Origin of the sequence: Agromyces subbeticus DSM 16689 (genome assembly GCF_000421565.1) — a bacterium.
In the GTDB taxonomy this organism is placed as follows: domain Bacteria; phylum Actinomycetota; class Actinomycetes; order Actinomycetales; family Microbacteriaceae; genus Agromyces; species Agromyces subbeticus.
Genome location: NZ_ATXG01000002.1, coordinates 169,226 through 184,939, shown reverse-complemented (window position 1 = coordinate 184,939; position 15,714 = coordinate 169,226). Strand labels below are relative to the sequence as shown.

The 15,714-nt window shown below is 69.4% G+C and carries 17 protein-coding genes; 3 read left to right on the top strand and 14 right to left on the bottom strand.

Annotated features, from left to right (window positions below; translation table 11 throughout):
• The first annotated feature begins 63 nt into the window (after positions 1-63).
• Both H521_RS0104600 and H521_RS0104595 read left to right on the top strand, forming a co-directional pair.
• Positions 64-1,677, top strand: coding sequence for a DivIVA domain-containing protein (locus tag H521_RS0104600; RefSeq protein WP_022891860.1), 1,614 nt, complete (start codon positions 64-66; stop codon positions 1,675-1,677).
• Between the two features lie 28 nt (positions 1,678-1,705).
• A complete protein-coding gene (locus tag H521_RS0104595) occupies positions 1,706-2,773 on the top strand; it encodes an AI-2E family transporter (protein WP_022891859.1) in 1,068 nt (355 codons plus the stop codon).
• An 18-nt stretch (positions 2,774-2,791) separates the two neighbouring features.
• On the opposite strand, the gene H521_RS26375 is transcribed toward H521_RS0104595, so the two are convergent.
• From H521_RS26375 to rpsB, 9 genes are all read right to left on the bottom strand, one after another.
• Positions 2,792-3,535, bottom strand: coding sequence for an alpha/beta hydrolase (locus tag H521_RS26375; protein WP_022891858.1), 744 nt, complete (start codon positions 3,533-3,535; stop codon positions 2,792-2,794).
• Positions 3,532-3,840, bottom strand: a complete 309-nt coding sequence (locus tag H521_RS0104585) for a hypothetical protein (RefSeq protein ID WP_022891857.1) — start codon at positions 3,838-3,840, stop codon at positions 3,532-3,534. Before H521_RS0104585 ends, H521_RS26375 begins: the two co-directional genes overlap by 4 nt.
• A gap of 79 nt (positions 3,841-3,919) precedes the next feature.
• Entirely contained in the window at positions 3,920-4,600 is a 681-nt protein-coding gene (locus H521_RS26370; RefSeq protein WP_245560935.1) for an aggregation-promoting factor C-terminal-like domain-containing protein, read from the bottom strand.
• Positions 4,601-4,684: 84 nt separating this feature from the next.
• Positions 4,685-5,239: a DivIVA domain-containing protein gene (locus tag H521_RS0104575; protein WP_022891855.1), complete on the bottom strand. Its 555-nt coding sequence runs from the start codon at positions 5,237-5,239 to the stop codon at positions 4,685-4,687.
• A gap of 20 nt (positions 5,240-5,259) precedes the next feature.
• The gene (locus H521_RS21545; RefSeq protein WP_084511945.1) at positions 5,260-6,243 is read right to left on the bottom strand and encodes a phosphatidate cytidylyltransferase; all 984 of its coding nucleotides are present in this window, start codon (positions 6,241-6,243) and stop codon (positions 5,260-5,262) included.
• Positions 6,244-6,252: 9 nt separating this feature from the next.
• Positions 6,253-6,807: a ribosome recycling factor gene (frr, locus tag H521_RS0104565; protein WP_022891853.1), complete on the bottom strand. Its 555-nt coding sequence runs from the start codon at positions 6,805-6,807 to the stop codon at positions 6,253-6,255.
• 33 nt (positions 6,808-6,840) lie between these two features.
• Entirely contained in the window at positions 6,841-7,572 is a 732-nt protein-coding gene (gene pyrH / locus H521_RS0104560; protein WP_022891852.1) for a UMP kinase, read from the bottom strand.
• 167 nt (positions 7,573-7,739) lie between these two features.
• Entirely contained in the window at positions 7,740-8,570 is an 831-nt protein-coding gene (tsf, locus tag H521_RS0104555) for a translation elongation factor Ts (protein WP_022891851.1), read from the bottom strand.
• 27 nt (positions 8,571-8,597) lie between these two features.
• Positions 8,598-9,581, bottom strand: coding sequence for a 30S ribosomal protein S2 (gene rpsB, locus H521_RS0104550; RefSeq protein WP_022891850.1), 984 nt, complete (start codon positions 9,579-9,581; stop codon positions 8,598-8,600).
• Positions 9,582-9,849: 268 nt separating this feature from the next.
• Here rpsB and H521_RS0104545 point away from each other — a divergent pair, with 268 nt between their 5' ends.
• On the top strand, positions 9,850-10,452 hold the full coding sequence (locus H521_RS0104545) for a peptidoglycan DD-metalloendopeptidase family protein (protein WP_022891849.1): 603 nt from the start codon (positions 9,850-9,852) through the stop codon (positions 10,450-10,452).
• Here H521_RS0104545 and H521_RS0104540 read toward each other — a convergent pair whose 3' ends face one another.
• From H521_RS0104540 to H521_RS0104520, 5 genes are all read right to left on the bottom strand, one after another.
• Positions 10,453-11,388, bottom strand: coding sequence for a tyrosine recombinase XerC (locus tag H521_RS0104540; protein WP_026481902.1), 936 nt, complete (start codon positions 11,386-11,388; stop codon positions 10,453-10,455).
• A gap of 94 nt (positions 11,389-11,482) precedes the next feature.
• The gene (locus tag H521_RS0104535) at positions 11,483-12,391 is read right to left on the bottom strand and encodes a phosphodiesterase (RefSeq protein WP_022891847.1); all 909 of its coding nucleotides are present in this window, start codon (positions 12,389-12,391) and stop codon (positions 11,483-11,485) included.
• A 64-nt stretch (positions 12,392-12,455) separates the two neighbouring features.
• Positions 12,456-13,760 (bottom strand): DNA-processing protein DprA, encoded by a 1,305-nt coding sequence (gene dprA / locus H521_RS0104530; RefSeq protein WP_084511942.1) that lies wholly within the window; start codon positions 13,758-13,760, stop codon positions 12,456-12,458.
• Entirely contained in the window at positions 13,757-15,298 is a 1,542-nt protein-coding gene (locus H521_RS0104525; RefSeq protein WP_022891846.1) for a YifB family Mg chelatase-like AAA ATPase, read from the bottom strand. Before H521_RS0104525 ends, dprA begins: the two co-directional genes overlap by 4 nt.
• Positions 15,298-15,654 (bottom strand): YraN family protein, encoded by a 357-nt coding sequence (locus H521_RS0104520; protein WP_022891845.1) that lies wholly within the window; start codon positions 15,652-15,654, stop codon positions 15,298-15,300. Before H521_RS0104520 ends, H521_RS0104525 begins: the two co-directional genes overlap by 1 nt.
• Positions 15,655-15,714 lie beyond the last annotated feature (60 nt).

Here is a 15,714-nt window from a genome sequence, read left to right as displayed (position 1 = left end):
CGTACAATCGGACACACATCCCGCATGCGCCCCCACGAACGCGGGACAGAGCCCGGAGGAAGAATGGCCGTCGAAGAGACCGAGTTCACGCAGGTGTTCCGCGGATACGACAAAGAAGAAGTCGACAAGGCGATCAATGGACTTCGCCGCGACATCATCGCCGCGAACAACCAGAGCACCGACAGCGTCAAGGAGAACAAACGCCTCCTCGCGCGTATCGAAGAGCTCACCGCCGAACTCGAAGAGGTCGGCAGCCCGACCTTCTCCGGCCTCGGAACCAAGCTCGAGAACACGCTGCGGGTCGCCGAAGAGCAGTCGACGCGACTGATCGCCCAGGCCGACATCGACGCCGAGAAGTTGCGCCGCGCCGCCGAAGACGAGGCGCACCTCATGCGCTCCGACGCGCACGAGCTCGCCGAACGCACGCTCACCGAGGCACGTGCCCAGGCGAACCGCATTCTCGAGAACGCTCGCGCCGAGGCCGACGACATGGTGTCGCGCTCGCACGAGTCGAGCGAACAGCTCCGGCAGGATGCCGCGCGTGACGCCGCGGCCATCCGTGGCGCCGTGGCGACCGAGACCGCCGAGATCCGCACGAGCGCCAAGCGCGAATCCGCGGCGATGACCGCCGCGGCCGAGCGCAAGGCGTCCGAGATCCTCGTCGCCGCCAACGCCGAAGCCACCGAGGCGCGCGCAACCGCGGCCGGGCTCACGCAGGAGACCGAGCAGACCCGGGCCGAGGTCGCGATCGAGCTCGACCGGGCACGTGCAGAGCTCGCCCGCGAGACCGAACAGGCCCGCATCGACCTCACCGCCGAGACCGAGCAGTCGCGCCTCGACCTCGAGCGCGAAGCCGCAGAAGCACGAGCCGCCATCGATGCCGAGATCGCCGAGCGCCGCGCCGCCCTCGTGCACGAGCTCGAGCAGGCCCGCAGCGACCTCGATCGCGAACTCGAGGCCGGTCAGGCCGAGCTCGCACAACAGCGCGATCAGGCGAAGCTCGACCTCGAGCGCGAGGCCGAGGCCGCGCGCCTCAAGCTGCAGCACGAGCTCGAGCGCATCCGCGCCAAGCACGCTGCCGACCTCGAGCAGATGCGCGCCGACCTCACGCTCGAACAGGAGCAGGCACGAGCCGACTTCGACGCGGAGTCCGAGCAGGCACGCATCGACCTCGACAACCAGCTCACCGCGATGCGCAAGAAGACCACCCACGAGGTCAACCGCATGCGCCGCGAGATCGAGAAGGCCCACCTCGACCTCGAGTCCGAACTCTCCACCAAGCGCGACGAGGCCGAGCAGGAGCTGCTCGCCGCGCATCAGGAGGCGGTTTCGCAGACCCAGAAGTTCCTCGAAGACGCCAACGCCGAACTCGCCGAGGCGGTCGCTCGCACCGCCGAGAGCCGCGCTGAGGCCGACCGGCTCGAGACGGAGGTGCGGTCCGAGATCGCCGTGGTCCGCGACAAGGCCGACGACGAGGCACGCGATCGCATCGCCGCTGCGCACGAGCAGGCCCGCAAGCTCATCGCCGACGCCGAAGAGCGCACCCGTGCACTCGTCGCCGACGCCGAAGACCGGCTCTCCCAGATCAAGATCGAACGCGACGCCGTGGCCGGATACTTCGAGAGCCTCCGCGGCGTGCTGACGCAGGCGGAGCAGATCGCGGCCAAGACCAAATAGCCGGCGAGAAGGGGGCGCGGGCCGTTCCATGAAGATCCAGAACGCGTTCCGCATCGGGCTCGTCGGCACCCTCGGTGTCGGCGTCGGCCTCCTCATCCTCACCTCGGTCGTCACGCTGTCGACGATCATCACCTACATCGGAGCAGCACTCTTCCTGGCCCTCGGCCTCGACCCGGCGATGAGCTGGCTCGAGCGCCGGGGGCTGCCTCGATGGGCCGCGATCCTGATCGTCATGACGGGGGTCGGGTTCCTGGTCGCCGCCCTCGTGCTCGCCGTCGTGCCGATCATCGTCGACCAGGTGAGCCAGCTCGTCGAAGAGATCCCCCGCATCGTCGAGCGGGTGAACTCCGAGGAGTGGATCGAGAACCTGAAGGACCAGTTCCCTCAGGTGCCGATCGATGAGATCAACGAGCAGGTGACCACGGGTCTCACCGATTTCTTCACGAATCCCGACAAGCTGAGCGAACTCGCCGGCGGTGTGCTGCAGGTCGCCCTGGCGATCGGCACCGGCGTCTTCGGCGTGGTCATCGTCTTCATCCTGATGCTCTACTTCGCCGCGTCGCTGAACACCATGAAGCGCGCCGCCTACCAGCTCGTGCCCGCGTCGAAGCGAGCCCGGTTCGCCGACCTCACCGAGCAGATCACGCAGTCGGTCGGCCGGTACGTGCTCGGTCAGGTGTCGCTCGCCGCGGTCAACGGCATCGCGAGCTTCATCTTCCTCTCGGTCATCGGAGCGCCGTTCACGGCGGTGCTCGCCCTGCTGGCCTTCCTGTTCTCACTCGTGCCCCTCGTCGGCACACTCAGCGGCTCGGTGATCATCGTGCTCGTCTGCCTGATTCCCGGAATCGGGTCATCGCCGCTGACCGCGCTCGTCGCTGCCATCTACTACATCGTCTACATGCAGGTCGAGGCATACGTGCTCAGTCCGCGCATCATGAACCGGGCCGTCAAGGTACCCGGCGCTCTCGTCGTCATCGCAGCGCTCGCGGGCGGCTCGCTCGGCGGGGTGCTCGGCGCACTCGTGGCGATCCCGGTCGCCGCCGCCACCCTGCTCATCATCAAACAGGTCGTGATTCCGCGCCAGAACGAACGCTGAGCGGCACAGCCGGCGAGCTCAGACGTCGGCCGTCGACGGCGGCCAGACGGTCGGCAGCGGCACCGAGGCGGCAGGATCGACGATGGCGACGATCTCGTCGAGCACGCGACGCGTCTGCGACTCCCCCACCCACAGGTGGCGCCCGCCGGCGACGTCGATGCGTGTGGCGCGAGGCACGCTCGCGAACCGCTCAGCGGCCTCGGGCGGCCTGAGGTAGTCGTCGAGCTCCGGAATCAGTGCGACGATGGTCGGCGACGCCTGCTGCCATCGAGAGAGCTCCTCGTCGCTCGTGCGGTGCAGCGGAGGCGACAGCAGGATCGCGCCCTCGATATCGTGCTCGAGTCCGTACTTCAGCGCGAGCTCGGTGCCGAACGACCAGCCGAGCAGCCACGGGTGCGGGAGCGCCCGCTCTCGCACGAACGACATCGCCGCCGCGACATCCGCTCGCTCGGAGACGCCCTCGCCGAACGTGCCTTCACTCGTGCCTCGTGGCGATGAGGTGCCGCGGGTGTTGAAGCGCAGCACGGCGAAGCCGGCCAGTGCCGGCAGGCGGGCGGCCGCCTTCCGCAGGATGTGCGAGTCCATGAAGCCGCCGGCGGTCGGCAGCGGATGCAGCGTGACGAGCGTCGCCACGGGCGCACGGTCGATCGGGGTGGCGAGTTCGCCCACGAGCATCAGCCCGTCGGTGGTGCGCAACTCGATCTCTTCGCGCCTGGCCGGCAGTTCGACGCCCGCGCGGATCTCGATGGGAGCTTCAGTCATGGGGTGCCGATCCTCCAGCAGTGCAGATGCCAATGACGGCGAGACGCGAGGTCTGCAGCATCGCCGAGCACGCCGTCGGCACGCCAAGCGACCAGGTGGGCGACACCGGGTGCGACGTCGAGTCCGCAGCCCGGGCACAGATACGCCTTCACGGCCTGCGTCTCGGAAACGGGCTGCACGTTCCACTCGCGGCCGCCTCGAGACTCGGTGCGCCGCCAGCCAGACGTGAGACGCTCGACGTCGAGTTCCGGGTGGTCTTCACGGGCACGAACCGCCCGGCTGCGGGATCGGTTCGAGCGCGCCATGGATCCAGTCTAGGCGAGCCGGATCGGATGCCGGGTGCCGGTCGCCGTGCGAGAGACCGCCGGCCGTCAGTTCAGGGCGTCAGTACCAGCCGACGTCTTGCGAGTGGGCCCAGGCGCCACAGGGGGTGCCGTAGCGGTTCGACACGTAGCCGAGGCCCCACTCGATCTGGGTTGCAGCATTCGTCTCCCAGTCGGCGCCCGCCGTCGCCATCTTCGAACCCGGGAGCGCCTGAGGAATTCCGTAGGCACCGCTCGACGCGTTGTGCGCGTTCACCCGCCAGCCCGACTCCTTGTTCCAGAGGGCCACGAGGCAGTCGAACTCGCCGGCCGACCAGCCGCGCGCGGCGACCGCACCGGCCGCATACGCCTGCGCGGAGCCGGGATCGGGCGTGACCGCGGGCGGGGCCCAGCCGCTGCCGGTGCTCGTCGACGCCGGCGCGAGCTTGATCTCGGGCTTCTTCTCGACCACGTAGGCCTCGCGCCCGACCTCGATCGTGTACTCGCCCCCGACTTCGATCGCCTGCACCTCGGCTCCGCCGAAGCGATCGCCCTCTTCGGCGAAGGTCGATGAGGCCGTCGCTCCGGAGAAGGGGTCGACGATGTTCACGAGCAGAAAGCTCACGGAAGCCGTGAAGGCGAACACGACGGTGACAGCCTGCTTGAACCGGCTCGTGCGGGGCGGTTTCACGACCGAGCGGGCCGCGACATCGGTCATCGACGGAGACGCGAACGTCTCGTCTCCGTCTGCATGCCTACCCACGATTCGACGAGTGTATCGGACGGGCGCAGATCGGAGCCAGCCCGACGCGCGACCGCATCGCAGCCCACCGCACGGCACCCCGCCTCATCGAACGGCCAGCATGACGTCGACCACCGCATCGAGCAGCAGGTCGACCTGGGCCTCGCGATAGCCGCCCCGCTGCGTCTTGAACACGACGGTGCGCACGTCTTCGATCGAGATCGGCCATCCATCACGGAAGTAGCGGGTGAGCTTGTCGGCGAAGCGGTCGACATCGCGCACGCTGTAGCCGCGAACCAGCGGGCTGACCCGGTCGAAACGCCGCCCCTCGGGCCTCGCGAGGCGATTGGAGACGACCTGCGCCGTGGTGCGCGCTTCGCGCAGCCACGCTTCGCCGCCATGCAGGCGAGCCGCGACCTGACGCTCCTGCGCTGCGAACGCATCTTCGAGGCGCTCGAGGGCCTGATCGACGTGCGAAGTGGAGTAGCCGCCCTTCTGCATGGCGAACGCCGTGAGCCGGATGCGGTCGGACGTCAGCGACTCGTCGTCGGGCCGTGCGGTGCCGTCGTAGGCCCGGCGGGCGAGTTGGAGGAACGCTTCGACCTGGGCGGTGTTGTACCCGAGCTTCGGCTTTCGTACGCGAGGGAAGGTGGAGTCCACCGCTCCATTATTGCGGAGGCTCACCCGAAGATCCGGAAGGCCACGAATGCGACAGCGGCCGACGGCAGGATCGAATCGAGTCGATCGAGGAATCCGCCGTGGCCCGGCAACCAGGAACTCATGTCCTTGATGCCGATGTCGCGCTTGATCAAGGACTCGACGAGATCGCCGAGCGTTGCGCTCAGGAAGATGGCGGCGCCGAAGATCAGGCCGAACCACCAGGTGTTGCCGAGCATGAGCGTCGAGAGCAGCACGCCCGCGACGAGGCTGGCCGCCGCCCCACCGGCGAAGCCCTCCCACGTCTTCTTCGGGCTGATGACCGGCGCCATCTTGTGCTTGCCGAACATCAGACCGAAGGCGTAGGCCCCCGTGTCGGCAGCGACGGCGATGGTGATGAACGCCAGGGTCCAGAGCTCTCCGCCCTCGGCGGCCGTCAGCACGACGGCGAACGTCGCGAGGAAGGTCACGTAGCCCTGCACGAACGCGCCGGCGGCGATATCACGGCCGAGGTCTCGCGACGTGCGGCGGCGGGCGGGCACCAGTTGCTCACCGAGCCGCCAGAGGGACACCACGGCGATGCCGCCGAGCACCGCGAGCAGCTGCCCGCCTGCACCGCCGTAGTACGACAGCGGAACGGCGGCGACGGCGACCACGACGGTCGGAATGCGCGGCACGTGATAGTCGCCGTGCCGCAGCGCCTGCGCGAGTTCGTAGCTCGCGAAGGCCGCGATGAGCACCGCGAAGAGCATGAAGAGCTCTTTGATCACCAGCAGGCTGAGCAGCAGCGCAACACCGAACCCGAGCCCGATCAGGATCGCGAGGATGAGGTTGCGGCCCGTGCGGGCCTTGATCTTCTCCTGCGCCTGGTCGAACTGCGCCTTGCCGACTTCGAATTGACGCTCGAGGTCGGCCTTACGTGCGTGCACCTGCGCTCGGAACTCCTCGCGCGAGGTTCGTTCGGCTCCCCCGGCGTCCGACTGATCCTCTTCTGGGACGCCTGACATCGTCGTGCCTCAGACCTCGAGGAGTTCGGCTTCCTTGCGCTTCAAGGCCTCGTCGATGGCATCCACGTTGGACTTCGTGAGCTGCTCGAGTTCCTTCTCGGCGCGAGAAACCTCGTCATCGCCGACCTCGCCCTTGAGCGCGTCGAGGTCGTCTTTCGCCTTGCGACGGATGTTGCGCACCGAGACCTTGGCGTCTTCGGCCTTGCTGCGCACGATCTTCACGAACTCGCGACGTCGCTCTTCGGTGAGCTCGGGCAGCGTCACCCGGATGATGTTGCCGTCGTTCGAGGGGTTCGCACCGAGGTTCGGCGTGTCGCGGATGGCCTGCTCGATGTCTCGCATCGCGCCCTTGTCGTAGGGCGTGACGAGGAGCGTGCGCGCCTCGGGGTTCGCGAGCGAAGCGAGCTGCGCGAGCGGCGTGGGCGTGCCGTAGTAGCTCACCATGATCTTCTGGAAGAGCTGGGGGTTGGCCCGCCCGGTGCGCACACTCGAGAAGTCGTCTTTGGCGACATCCACCGCCTTGTGCATGCGTGCGTTGGCATCGGAAAGTACGTCCGCGATCACGGGGGCTCCTTCTGGTTCGCTACTCTGGCCAGTCTATCGACTGACGGCTTCCTCGCCGTTGCTGACGATCGTGCCGAGGTCGGCGCCGAGGATCGCCGCGGTCACGTTGCCGTGGGGTGCCATGCCGAACACCTGCATCGGCATGCCGTTGTCCATGCAAAGGCTGAACGCCGTCGAGTCGACGACCTTGAGCCCGCGCTGCAGCGCCTCCTGGTAGCTGATGCGGTCGATCTTGTGGGCATCGGGGTTCGTGCGGGGGTCGTCGGAGTAGACGCCGTCGACGCCGTTCTTCGCGACGAGCACGACCTCGGCTCCGATCTCGAGCGCGCGCTGAGCGGCGACGGTATCGGTCGAGAAGTACGGGAGTCCGGCGCCGGCGCCGAAGATGACGACCCGGCCCTTCTCGAGGTGCCGCTCGGCACGACGCGGAATGTAGGGCTCGGCGACCTGCGTCATCGAGATCGCGGACTGCACGCGGGTCTCGGCGCCGGCCTGCTCGAGGAAGTCCTGCAGCGCGAGCGCGTTCATCACGGTGCCGAGCATGCCCATGTAGTCGGCCCGGCCCCGGTCCATGCCGCGTTGCGACAGTTCGGCGCCGCGGAAGAAGTTGCCTCCGCCCACGACGATGGCGATCTCGACCGTGCGGGCGGCATCGGCGATCTCGCGAGCCAGTGCACTGATCACATCGGGGTTCACCCCGAGCGACCCCGCCCCGAATGCCTCACCCGAGAGTTTCAGCAGGACCCTGCGCTTGTGTTCCGTCATGCCGACCGATCCTTCCACTTCGCGTCTCAAAGCTACTGGTTCGCCGAGCCCGGCGCAGTGCCGGTTCTCGGGAGATTCCGACGAGCTCGGCCCGTCGTGTGCCCGGAGGTGCTCCGGACACAGCAAAGGAGTCCGGATCGAGAACGATCCGGACTCCTTCGTTGGTGTTAGGCGCCGACCTTGAAGCGAGCGAAGTCGCTCACCGTCAGGCCTGCGTCGGAGAGCACCTTCGCGATGGACAGCTTGTTGTCCTTCGCGTAGTCCTGCTCGAGCAGTGCGACCTGCTTGAAGAACGCGCCGAGGCGGCCTTCGATGATCTTCGGAAGGGCGGCCTCGGGCTTGCCCTCCTCACGGGAGATCTGCTCGACGATGCCGCGCTCCTTCTCGACCGCCTCTGCCGGAACGTCCTCACGCGTGAGGTACTCCGGGTTGGCGAACGAGATGTGCTGAGCGACCGAGCGTGCGGTCTCGACGTCGGCACCGGCGAAGCCGAGCACGACACCGACCTGCGGCGGGAGGTCTTTCGACGTCTTGTGCAGGTAGATCGAGAACTGCTCGCCCTTGACGAGACGGATGCGCCGAAGCTCGACCTTCTCGCCGAGGATCGCGGCTTCCTGGTCGATCACGGTCGCGACGGTCGAGCCCTCGGCCGGCGCGGCCAGGGCGGCCTCGACGGTCTCGGCACGAGCCGCAGCGACGGCGGCGAGCACGCGGTCTGCGAGCGAGACGAACTTGTCGCCCTTGGCGACGAAGTCGGTCTCGCACGCGAGCTCGATGAGCGTTGCCGTGCCGTCGCCGTTGTCGACGGCGGCGACGAGGCCCTCAGCGGTGGAGCGGTCGGCACGCTTCGCGTTGCCCTTCGCCCCCTTCAACCGGAGGATCTCGACTGCCTTCTCGAGGTCGCCGTCGGCTTCCACGAGTGCGTTCTTCGTGTCGACCATGCCGGTGCCGAGGCGCTCGCGCAGGGTCTTGACGTCTTCGAGAGTGAAGTTGGCCATATCTGTAAGTCTCCTGGACTCGTGGTCTTACTTGGACTCTGCGGCGGGCTCGGCCTCGACGGCAGCCTCTGCCTCGATCTCGACCTCGACGACGGCCTCGGCGGCAGCCTCGGCGTCGTCGGCGGACTCGGTCGCAGCTTCTGCGGTGGCGTCGGCGGAGACCGCCTCGGCGACCTCGGCGACCTCTTCGGCCTCAGCCGTTGCGCCGTCGACCTTGGCGGTCTCGGGCGAGGACTGCTCGGGCGTGCCGGCCTGGAGGAGCTCCTGCTCCCACTCGGCGAGGGGCTCGACGGCCGAGACGTTGCCCTCGGCTTCAGGCTTCTGGTGGCGCTCGATGAGGCCCTCGGCCGCGGCGTCGGCGACGATGCGCGTGAGCAGGCTCACCGAACGGATCGCGTCGTCGTTGCCCGGAATCGGGTACTGCACCTCGTCGGGGTCGCAGTTGGTGTCGAGGATGCCGATGACGGGGATGCCGAGCTTGCGCGCCTCATCGATCGCGAGGTGCTCCTTCTTGGTGTCGACCACCCAGAGCGCCGACGGGGTCTTCGTCAGGTTGCGGATGCCGCCGAGCGACTTGTGCAGCTTGTCGAGCTCCCGCTTCTTGATGAGGAGCTCCTTCTTGGTGAAGCCGCTCGTGGTGCCCTCGAAGTCGAGCTCCTCGAGCTCCTTCATGCGCGCGAGGCGCTTGGAGACCGTCTGGAAGTTGGTGAGGAGGCCACCGAGCCAACGCTGGTTGACGTAGGGCTGGCCGACGCGGGTCGCCTGCTCGGCGATCGCGTTCTGCGCCTGCTTCTTGGTGCCGACGAAGAGGATGGTGCCGCCGTGGGCGACCGTCTCGCGCACGAAGTCGTAGGTCTTGTCGATGTAGGCCAGCGACTGCTGCAGGTCGATGATGTAGCTGCCCGAGCGCTCCGTCAGGATGAAGCGCTTCATCTTCGGGTTCCAACGGCGGGTCTGGTGCCCGAAGTGCACGCCGCTGTCGAGCAGCTGGCGAATGGTGACGACGGCCATGAGCCGTACTCCTTTGTTCTCAGTTGTCGCTCCGGCCGGCGGCTGGAGCCCTGGCGCCCGGCACGGCTCCGCCTGTTCTGCGATGAAGCAGAGACTGGACTGAGTGGAGTCGTCGGCCGAAATGGCGCGCGTAGTCACTCCGGAAGACCGAAGTGCTCCCGATACTCTACCATCGCCACTTCGCCTCCCCAACCGCAGGGTCCGCGCCGTTCTCCACCGCTTTCGCCAACACGGTCAGCGGATGCCGCGAGCAGCCGAGCATCGAGGAATGAACGCATCTCGGCCCACTCCGACGTCCATCTCGCGCGAGGTTCGGCGCCGACGGCGCTGGTCCGCCGTCGCCGCTTCCACGCTCTCCGCCGCGGTGCTGCTCGCGCTCGCGGCGACCACGCCGATCGCGGCCGCCCTGACCGGTGGCGACGGCACTGCTCCGCGCGAGCAGCAGGCGCCGCAGGAGTACCTCGAGCAATGGCTCTGGCCGGTCGAGGCACCCATTCGAGTCATCTCCCCGTTCCGGGCTCCCCCGTCGCCCTACAAGGCCGGCCACCGCGGCATCGATCTGCAGGCGGTGGCCGGTGCAGCCGTCGTGGCGCCCGCCGCCGGCGTCGTCAGCTTCGCCGGCATGGTCGCCGGGCGACCGGTCGTCGCGATCGATCACGGAGACGGCGTGGTGAGCGCGGTCGAGCCGGTCGCTGCAGTGGTCCAAGCCGGGGCAACCGTCGCCGCCGGCGAGGTCATTGGCGCGGTGTCGTCGGGCGGACACTGCGCAGCGGGGTGCGTGCACTTCGGCGTGCGGGTCGACGGCGAGTACGTCTCGCCGTTCCTCTTCCTCGGCGGTCTGCCGAGAGCGGTGCTGTTGCCGTCGTCGTGATCAGGCTCGGGGATGCGCGGTGCGATAGCTCTGCTTGAGCCGCTCCGACGACACATGCGTGTATATCTGCGTGGTGCCGAGGCTCGCGTGACCGAGGAACTCCTGCACCGCGCGCAGGTCGGCGCCGCCGTCGAGCAGATGCGTCGCCGCGGTGTGCCGGAACGCGTGCGGGCCACTCGGCCCGCTGCCCGGAATCGTCGAGAGCACCGCGGCGACCAGCCTGTAGACGCTGCGCACCCCGAGCCGACGCCCGCGTGCGCCGAGGAAGGCGGCGCGGGTCGACGCGGCGCCTGGGTCCGCCGTGGCGAGCGCTGCGGCGGCGATCATCGCTGGCCGGGCCTCGTCGAGGTAGCGGTCGAGTGCACGCGCGGCGGGCGCGCCGTATGGCACCATGCGCTCCTTGGAGCCTTTTCCGAGCACCCTCACGATGCGGCGGCGGCGGTCGATATCGTCGAGGTCGAGGCCCACGAGTTCCGAGACGCGCAGCGCTGAGGCGTAGAGCAGCTCGACCATGGCCGCATTGCGCACCTCGACGGGGTCGCCGGTGCCGGCACGGGCGCTGAGGTCGGCGAGCGCCCCGGCGACCGCCTGCTCGGTCATGACGCGTGGCAGCGTGCGCTGGGCGCGCGGCGCCTTGAGTCGTGCTCCGGGGTCGGCCTCGAGGGTGCCCCGCCGTAGCAGCCATGCGGTGAATCCGCGGGCGGATGCAGCCCGGCGTGCGATGCTCGTGCGTGCGAGACCGCGCTCGGTGGCGGCCCAGAGCCAATCTCGCAGGAGCGCGAGGTCGAGCTGGCTCACCTCCGTCGACCCGCGCGCCTCGGTGAAGGCGATGAGGTCGAGAAGGTCGCTCCGGTAGGCCGCGACCGTGTGCGGCGAGTAGGCGCGCTCGACTGCCACGTGCGACAGGTAGTCGTCGAGGAGCAGGTCGAGGTTCACTCCCCCAGCTTGCTCTTCCGAGCCGAGCGCTGCTGCACGGCGCGCCCACGCCGGCTCGACGCACACGACGACCGGCGCCGGCTCGAGGCGGCGCTCACTGCGCGGGGCGCTTGCGCGAGAACCGATCGAGCCGTTCGTCGGCCGGCAACGCCTCGAGCTCGGCGAGATACTCCTCGCCGAAGCTCGTGACCGCCGGGAACCGACCCACGGGAACCACCGAGGTCACCAGCCCCTCGTCGAAGAGGTGCACGAGCGAGAACGAACGACCACCGTCGATGCCGACGAGTGCGCGTGGCGGCGCCGAGAGATCCATCGTGTAGGCGGTGGCACCGGCGACGGAGACCGGGATGCCGGCGAAACTGCCGTTGGTCGAGTAGTGCAAGTGACCGCCGAGGATCAGCCGCACGTCACTGCCCCGCACCACCTCGGCGAACCGCTCCTGACCACGGAGCTCGAGCACATCCATGAGTGCGAGCGGTGTGGCGATCGGCGCATGGTGCATCGCGATGACAGTGCCGTGCTCCGCGGGTTCGGCGAGCGCGGCATCGAGCCAGTCGAGCGATGACTCGTCGAGCTCACCGTGATGGTACCCGGGCACCGTCGAATCGAGGGCGATGACCCGCAGGCCGTCGACGTCGACGATGCGGTGCACCGGCGACTCTGCCGCGGGCTCGAGAAGCAGCTCGGTGCGGAAGGCTGCGCGTTCATCGTGATTGCCCATGACCCAGACCAGCTGGGCGGCCACGCGCTCGGCGAGCGGTTCGAGGGCTTCGCGAGCGAGACGGTAGGCGTCGGGCTCACCGAGATCGGCCACGTCACCGGTGACGACGATGGCGTCGATCGAATCGCCGAGCCGCTCGAGCTGATCGCAGAACTGTGCGAGCGCGCCGACCGTGTCGGCAGCACCTCCGAGCGGTGCGCCGCCGTGCAGCAGGTGGGTGTCGCTGACCTGGGCGATGATGTGACGAGCCGCGGGATATCGGCCGAGTTGCGGGTAGCGCATCGGATCCCCCTTCCGCCGACAGCCTAGGGGCTGCCGCCGACGCGGGGAGGAGGCTCACCATCGTTCACGTGCCCTTCGCCCGCAGCCAGCCCTGCGGGTGCCGCACGACGCGAGCCGCTGCCTCGAGCCCACCGAGCACGCTCATCACGGCAGTGGGCGCCATGCCGCATCGACGTGCAACGTCGGCGAGCTCGCGAGGGCTGCGAGCGCTCAACGCGTCGAGCACGCGCACCGCATCCGGCGTCGCCGACGTGCCCCAGCGACGATCGGGGGCGGCGGCGTCGAGCGGACCGCCATGCGACATTCCCTCGAGCGTCGAATCGTCTGGATCGTCACGACGGCTGCGCGAGCGGGCGGCACGGCGCTCGCCGACGAGCTCGGCCATCTGGTCGGTGTCGACGACGCACACCGCGTCGTATTCGCGCAGCAGGCGGTGGCAGCCCGCCGACGCCGGGCTCGTCACCGGACCCGGCACCGCGCCGAGCGGACGGCCGAGCGCCGCGGCGTGCCCAGCGGTGTTCAGGGAGCCCGAGCGGAGCCCGGCCTCGAGCACGACGGTCGCATCGCTCGCTGCGGCGATGAGCCTGTTGCGCTGCAGGAACCTCCACTTCGTGGGTGCCGCACCGCACGGCAGTTCCGAGATGACGGCACCGGTCTCGACGATGCGCGAGAGCAGCGTCTCGTGGCCCATCGGGTAGAACCGGTCGACGCCACCGGCGAGGAACGCGACCGTCGTGCCGTCGCTCGCGAGCGCAGCCCGGTGGGCCATGCCGTCGATGCCGTACGCGCCACCGGAGACGATGGTGATTCCCCGGTCGACGAGACCGGCGGAGGCCTCCATGGTCACGTGCTCGCCGTAGCCGGTGGCGGCACGCGCACCCACGAGGGAGATCGACGCCGACGACGCCTGGAGCGCGTCGCCGCGTCCGCGTACCCAGAGCCCGATCGGCGCGTGGACGCCGAGCTCGTCGGCCCCGCTCGGCCAGGATCGATCGCTCGGCACGAGGAACGCGGCCCCGACGCGAGCCGCCTGCGTGAGCGACCGCACGAAGGCGGCGTGGTCGAGCCGCGGCGACCATCGGGCGAGGCCATCGGTCGCCTCGCGCTCGTCGATGGCGCCGCCGGCGTTGAGCACCTGGTCGACGAGGCGAGGCGGGCTCGCCGAGTCGAGTAGCACCTCGGCCGCGGAGACCGCACCGATCGCATCGATCACACGACCGAGGAGGCCGTCGCCGGGCTCTGCCACGGAACCGAGGAGTGCGCGTGCGAGGAGCTCGGCGTGAACCGACGGGTCATGGTCCGCGCCAGGGGGACGCACCGCCACGAGTTCGGCGCGCAGGCGAACGGCCGCAGCACGAACCGCGCTCACAGTGAGAACCCCTTTCGGAGGAAGAGGGCCCTGCCGACGTGCTCGAGGTTCGGAACCGGCGCCCCGTCGAGATCGGCGAGGGTCCACGACACCTTCAGGATGCGGTCGTAGCCCCGCATCGTGATGCCGCCGAGCTCGAGCGACCGGTCGAGGTCGGCGGTCGCACGACCGCCAGGATGGAGGCCCCCCACCCCGCGCAGCCACGGGCCCGGCATCTGCGCGTTCGTGCGCCACGGTGTGTCGCGCAACCGCTTCGCCGCACGCGCCCGCGCCTCGATGACGCGCTCACGAGCCACCGCGGTCGACAGGCCCGGCCGCTCGGCGGCCACGCGCAGACCCGCGGCCGTGATGCGCGGCACCCACAGTTGCACGTCGAGTCGATCGAGCAGGGGGCCCGAGATGCGCGCCAGGTATCGGCGACGCGCAGCCGGAGGACACGTGCATTCCGCGAGCTTCGACCCGTGATTGCCGCATGGGCACGGGTTCGCCGCGAGCACGAGCTGGAACTTCGCGGGAAACGACGCCACGGCATTCGCCCGGTGGATCGAGATGCTGCCCGATTCGAGCGGCTGGCGCAGCACATCGAGCACCGCCGCGGGGAACTCGGGAGCTTCATCGAGGAAGAGCACGCCGTGCGAGGCGCGCGCCGCAGCACCCGGTCGGATCAAGCGGCTGCCGCCGCCGACCATCGCCGCCGCGGTCGCCGTGTGGTGCGGGGCCTCGAACGGAGGGCGTTTCGACAGCCCCGAGCGCAACGGCCGGCCGGAGAGTGAGCGGAGCGAGGCGACCTCGAGTGCCTCTTCGGTGTCGAGGTCGGGCAGGATTCCCGGCAGACGAGAGGCGAGCATCGTCTTGCCGGCTCCGGGCGGCCCGAGCAGGTACACGTGATGGCCGCCCGCCGCCGCCGCGAGCAGCGCCTCGACAGCTCCGTCGTTGCCGGCGATGTCGGCCAGATCGCCTGGCGGCTCTTCGGCCGATTCGGCGCGGTCGGGCGCCGGAACGACGTCGAAGTCCTGCTCGGCGAAGGAGCCACCGTGGCGGATCGCTGCGTCGAGCAGCGAGACGACGCCGACCACGGTCACTCCGGGCACGAGGCCGGCCTCATCGGCGTTCGCGGCGGGCACCATCACGGTGTCGTAGCCGGCCCGCACGGCTGCGAGCACCGCCGGGAGGATGCCGTCGATCGGCCGGAGCCTCCCGTCGAGGCCGAGTTCGCCGAGATGCACCACCTGTTCGACCGACTCGGCGGAGATCTCGCCCGAGGCGGCGAGGCACGCCACTGCGATCGCGAGGTCGAAGCCCGAGCCGTGCTTCGGCAGGGCCGCCGGCGACAGGTTCACGGTCAGGCGTCGTGACGGGAGCGGGCAGCCGGCGTTCACCGCAGCGGCGCGCACGCGATCGCGTGCCTCGCCCAGTGCGGCGTCGGGGAGTCCGATGATGACGAAGGCGGGCAGCTGCGACGAGAGATCGGCCTCGACCTCGACGATCGAGCCGGCGAGGCCGAGCAGTGCCACTGAACGGGTGCGGGCGACGGGCATCAGTTGATGCCCTCGAGGTGCTCGATGAGCGCCGGCGACTCGGTCGGTGCGAGCACCGCGACGGCGTCGATGCGGATGCGGGAGACCGCGGCATCCGTCGTCTCGCACCAGGCGATCGCGAGGCGGCGCATGCGGGCGAGCTTCAGCGGGGTGATCGCCTCGAAGGGATGCCCGTACTCGCCCGACGTGCGTGTCTTGACTTCGACGAACACCGTGTCTCGGCCGTCGCGGGCGACGATGTCGATCTCGCCCATGCGGCACCGCCAGTTGCGCTCGAGCACCTGCATGCCGCGAGCTTCGAGATGCTCGACCGCCAACTGTTCACCGCGCCGGCCGAGCTCTGCATTGTGCGCCATCCGCACCACCTCCGCGTCCAGCGTGGCGGGCGGCTCCGCGCCGTCCGGGCGCCTGACGGG

Bases quoted from the DNA above. Each gene is read 5' to 3' on its own strand.
- H521_RS0104600 (WP_022891860.1), top strand. From the start codon at position 64: ATGGCCGTCGAAGAGACCGAGTTCACGCAGGTGTTCCGCGGATACGAC.
- H521_RS0104520 (WP_022891845.1), bottom strand. From the start codon at position 15,654: ATGGCGCACAATGCAGAGCTCGGCCGGCGCGGTGAACAGTTGGCGGTC.
- H521_RS26375 (WP_022891858.1), bottom strand. From the start codon at position 3,535: ATGACTGAAGCTCCCATCGAGATCCGCGCGGGCGTCGAACTGCCGGCC.
- H521_RS0104585 (WP_022891857.1), bottom strand. From the start codon at position 3,840: ATGGCGCGCTCGAACCGATCCCGCAGCCGGGCGGTTCGTGCCCGTGAA.
- rpsB (WP_022891850.1), bottom strand. From the start codon at position 9,581: ATGGCCGTCGTCACCATTCGCCAGCTGCTCGACAGCGGCGTGCACTTC.
- pyrH (WP_022891852.1), bottom strand. From the start codon at position 7,572: ATGACGGAACACAAGCGCAGGGTCCTGCTGAAACTCTCGGGTGAGGCA.
- H521_RS0104595 (WP_022891859.1), top strand. From the start codon at position 1,706: ATGAAGATCCAGAACGCGTTCCGCATCGGGCTCGTCGGCACCCTCGGT.
- H521_RS0104525 (WP_022891846.1), bottom strand. From the start codon at position 15,298: ATGCCCGTCGCCCGCACCCGTTCAGTGGCACTGCTCGGCCTCGCCGGC.
- H521_RS21545 (WP_084511945.1), bottom strand. From the start codon at position 6,243: ATGTCAGGCGTCCCAGAAGAGGATCAGTCGGACGCCGGGGGAGCCGAA.
- H521_RS0104535 (WP_022891847.1), bottom strand. From the start codon at position 12,391: ATGCGCTACCCGCAACTCGGCCGATATCCCGCGGCTCGTCACATCATC.
- tsf (WP_022891851.1), bottom strand. From the start codon at position 8,570: ATGGCCAACTTCACTCTCGAAGACGTCAAGACCCTGCGCGAGCGCCTC.
- H521_RS0104545 (WP_022891849.1), top strand. From the start codon at position 9,850: ATGAACGCATCTCGGCCCACTCCGACGTCCATCTCGCGCGAGGTTCGG.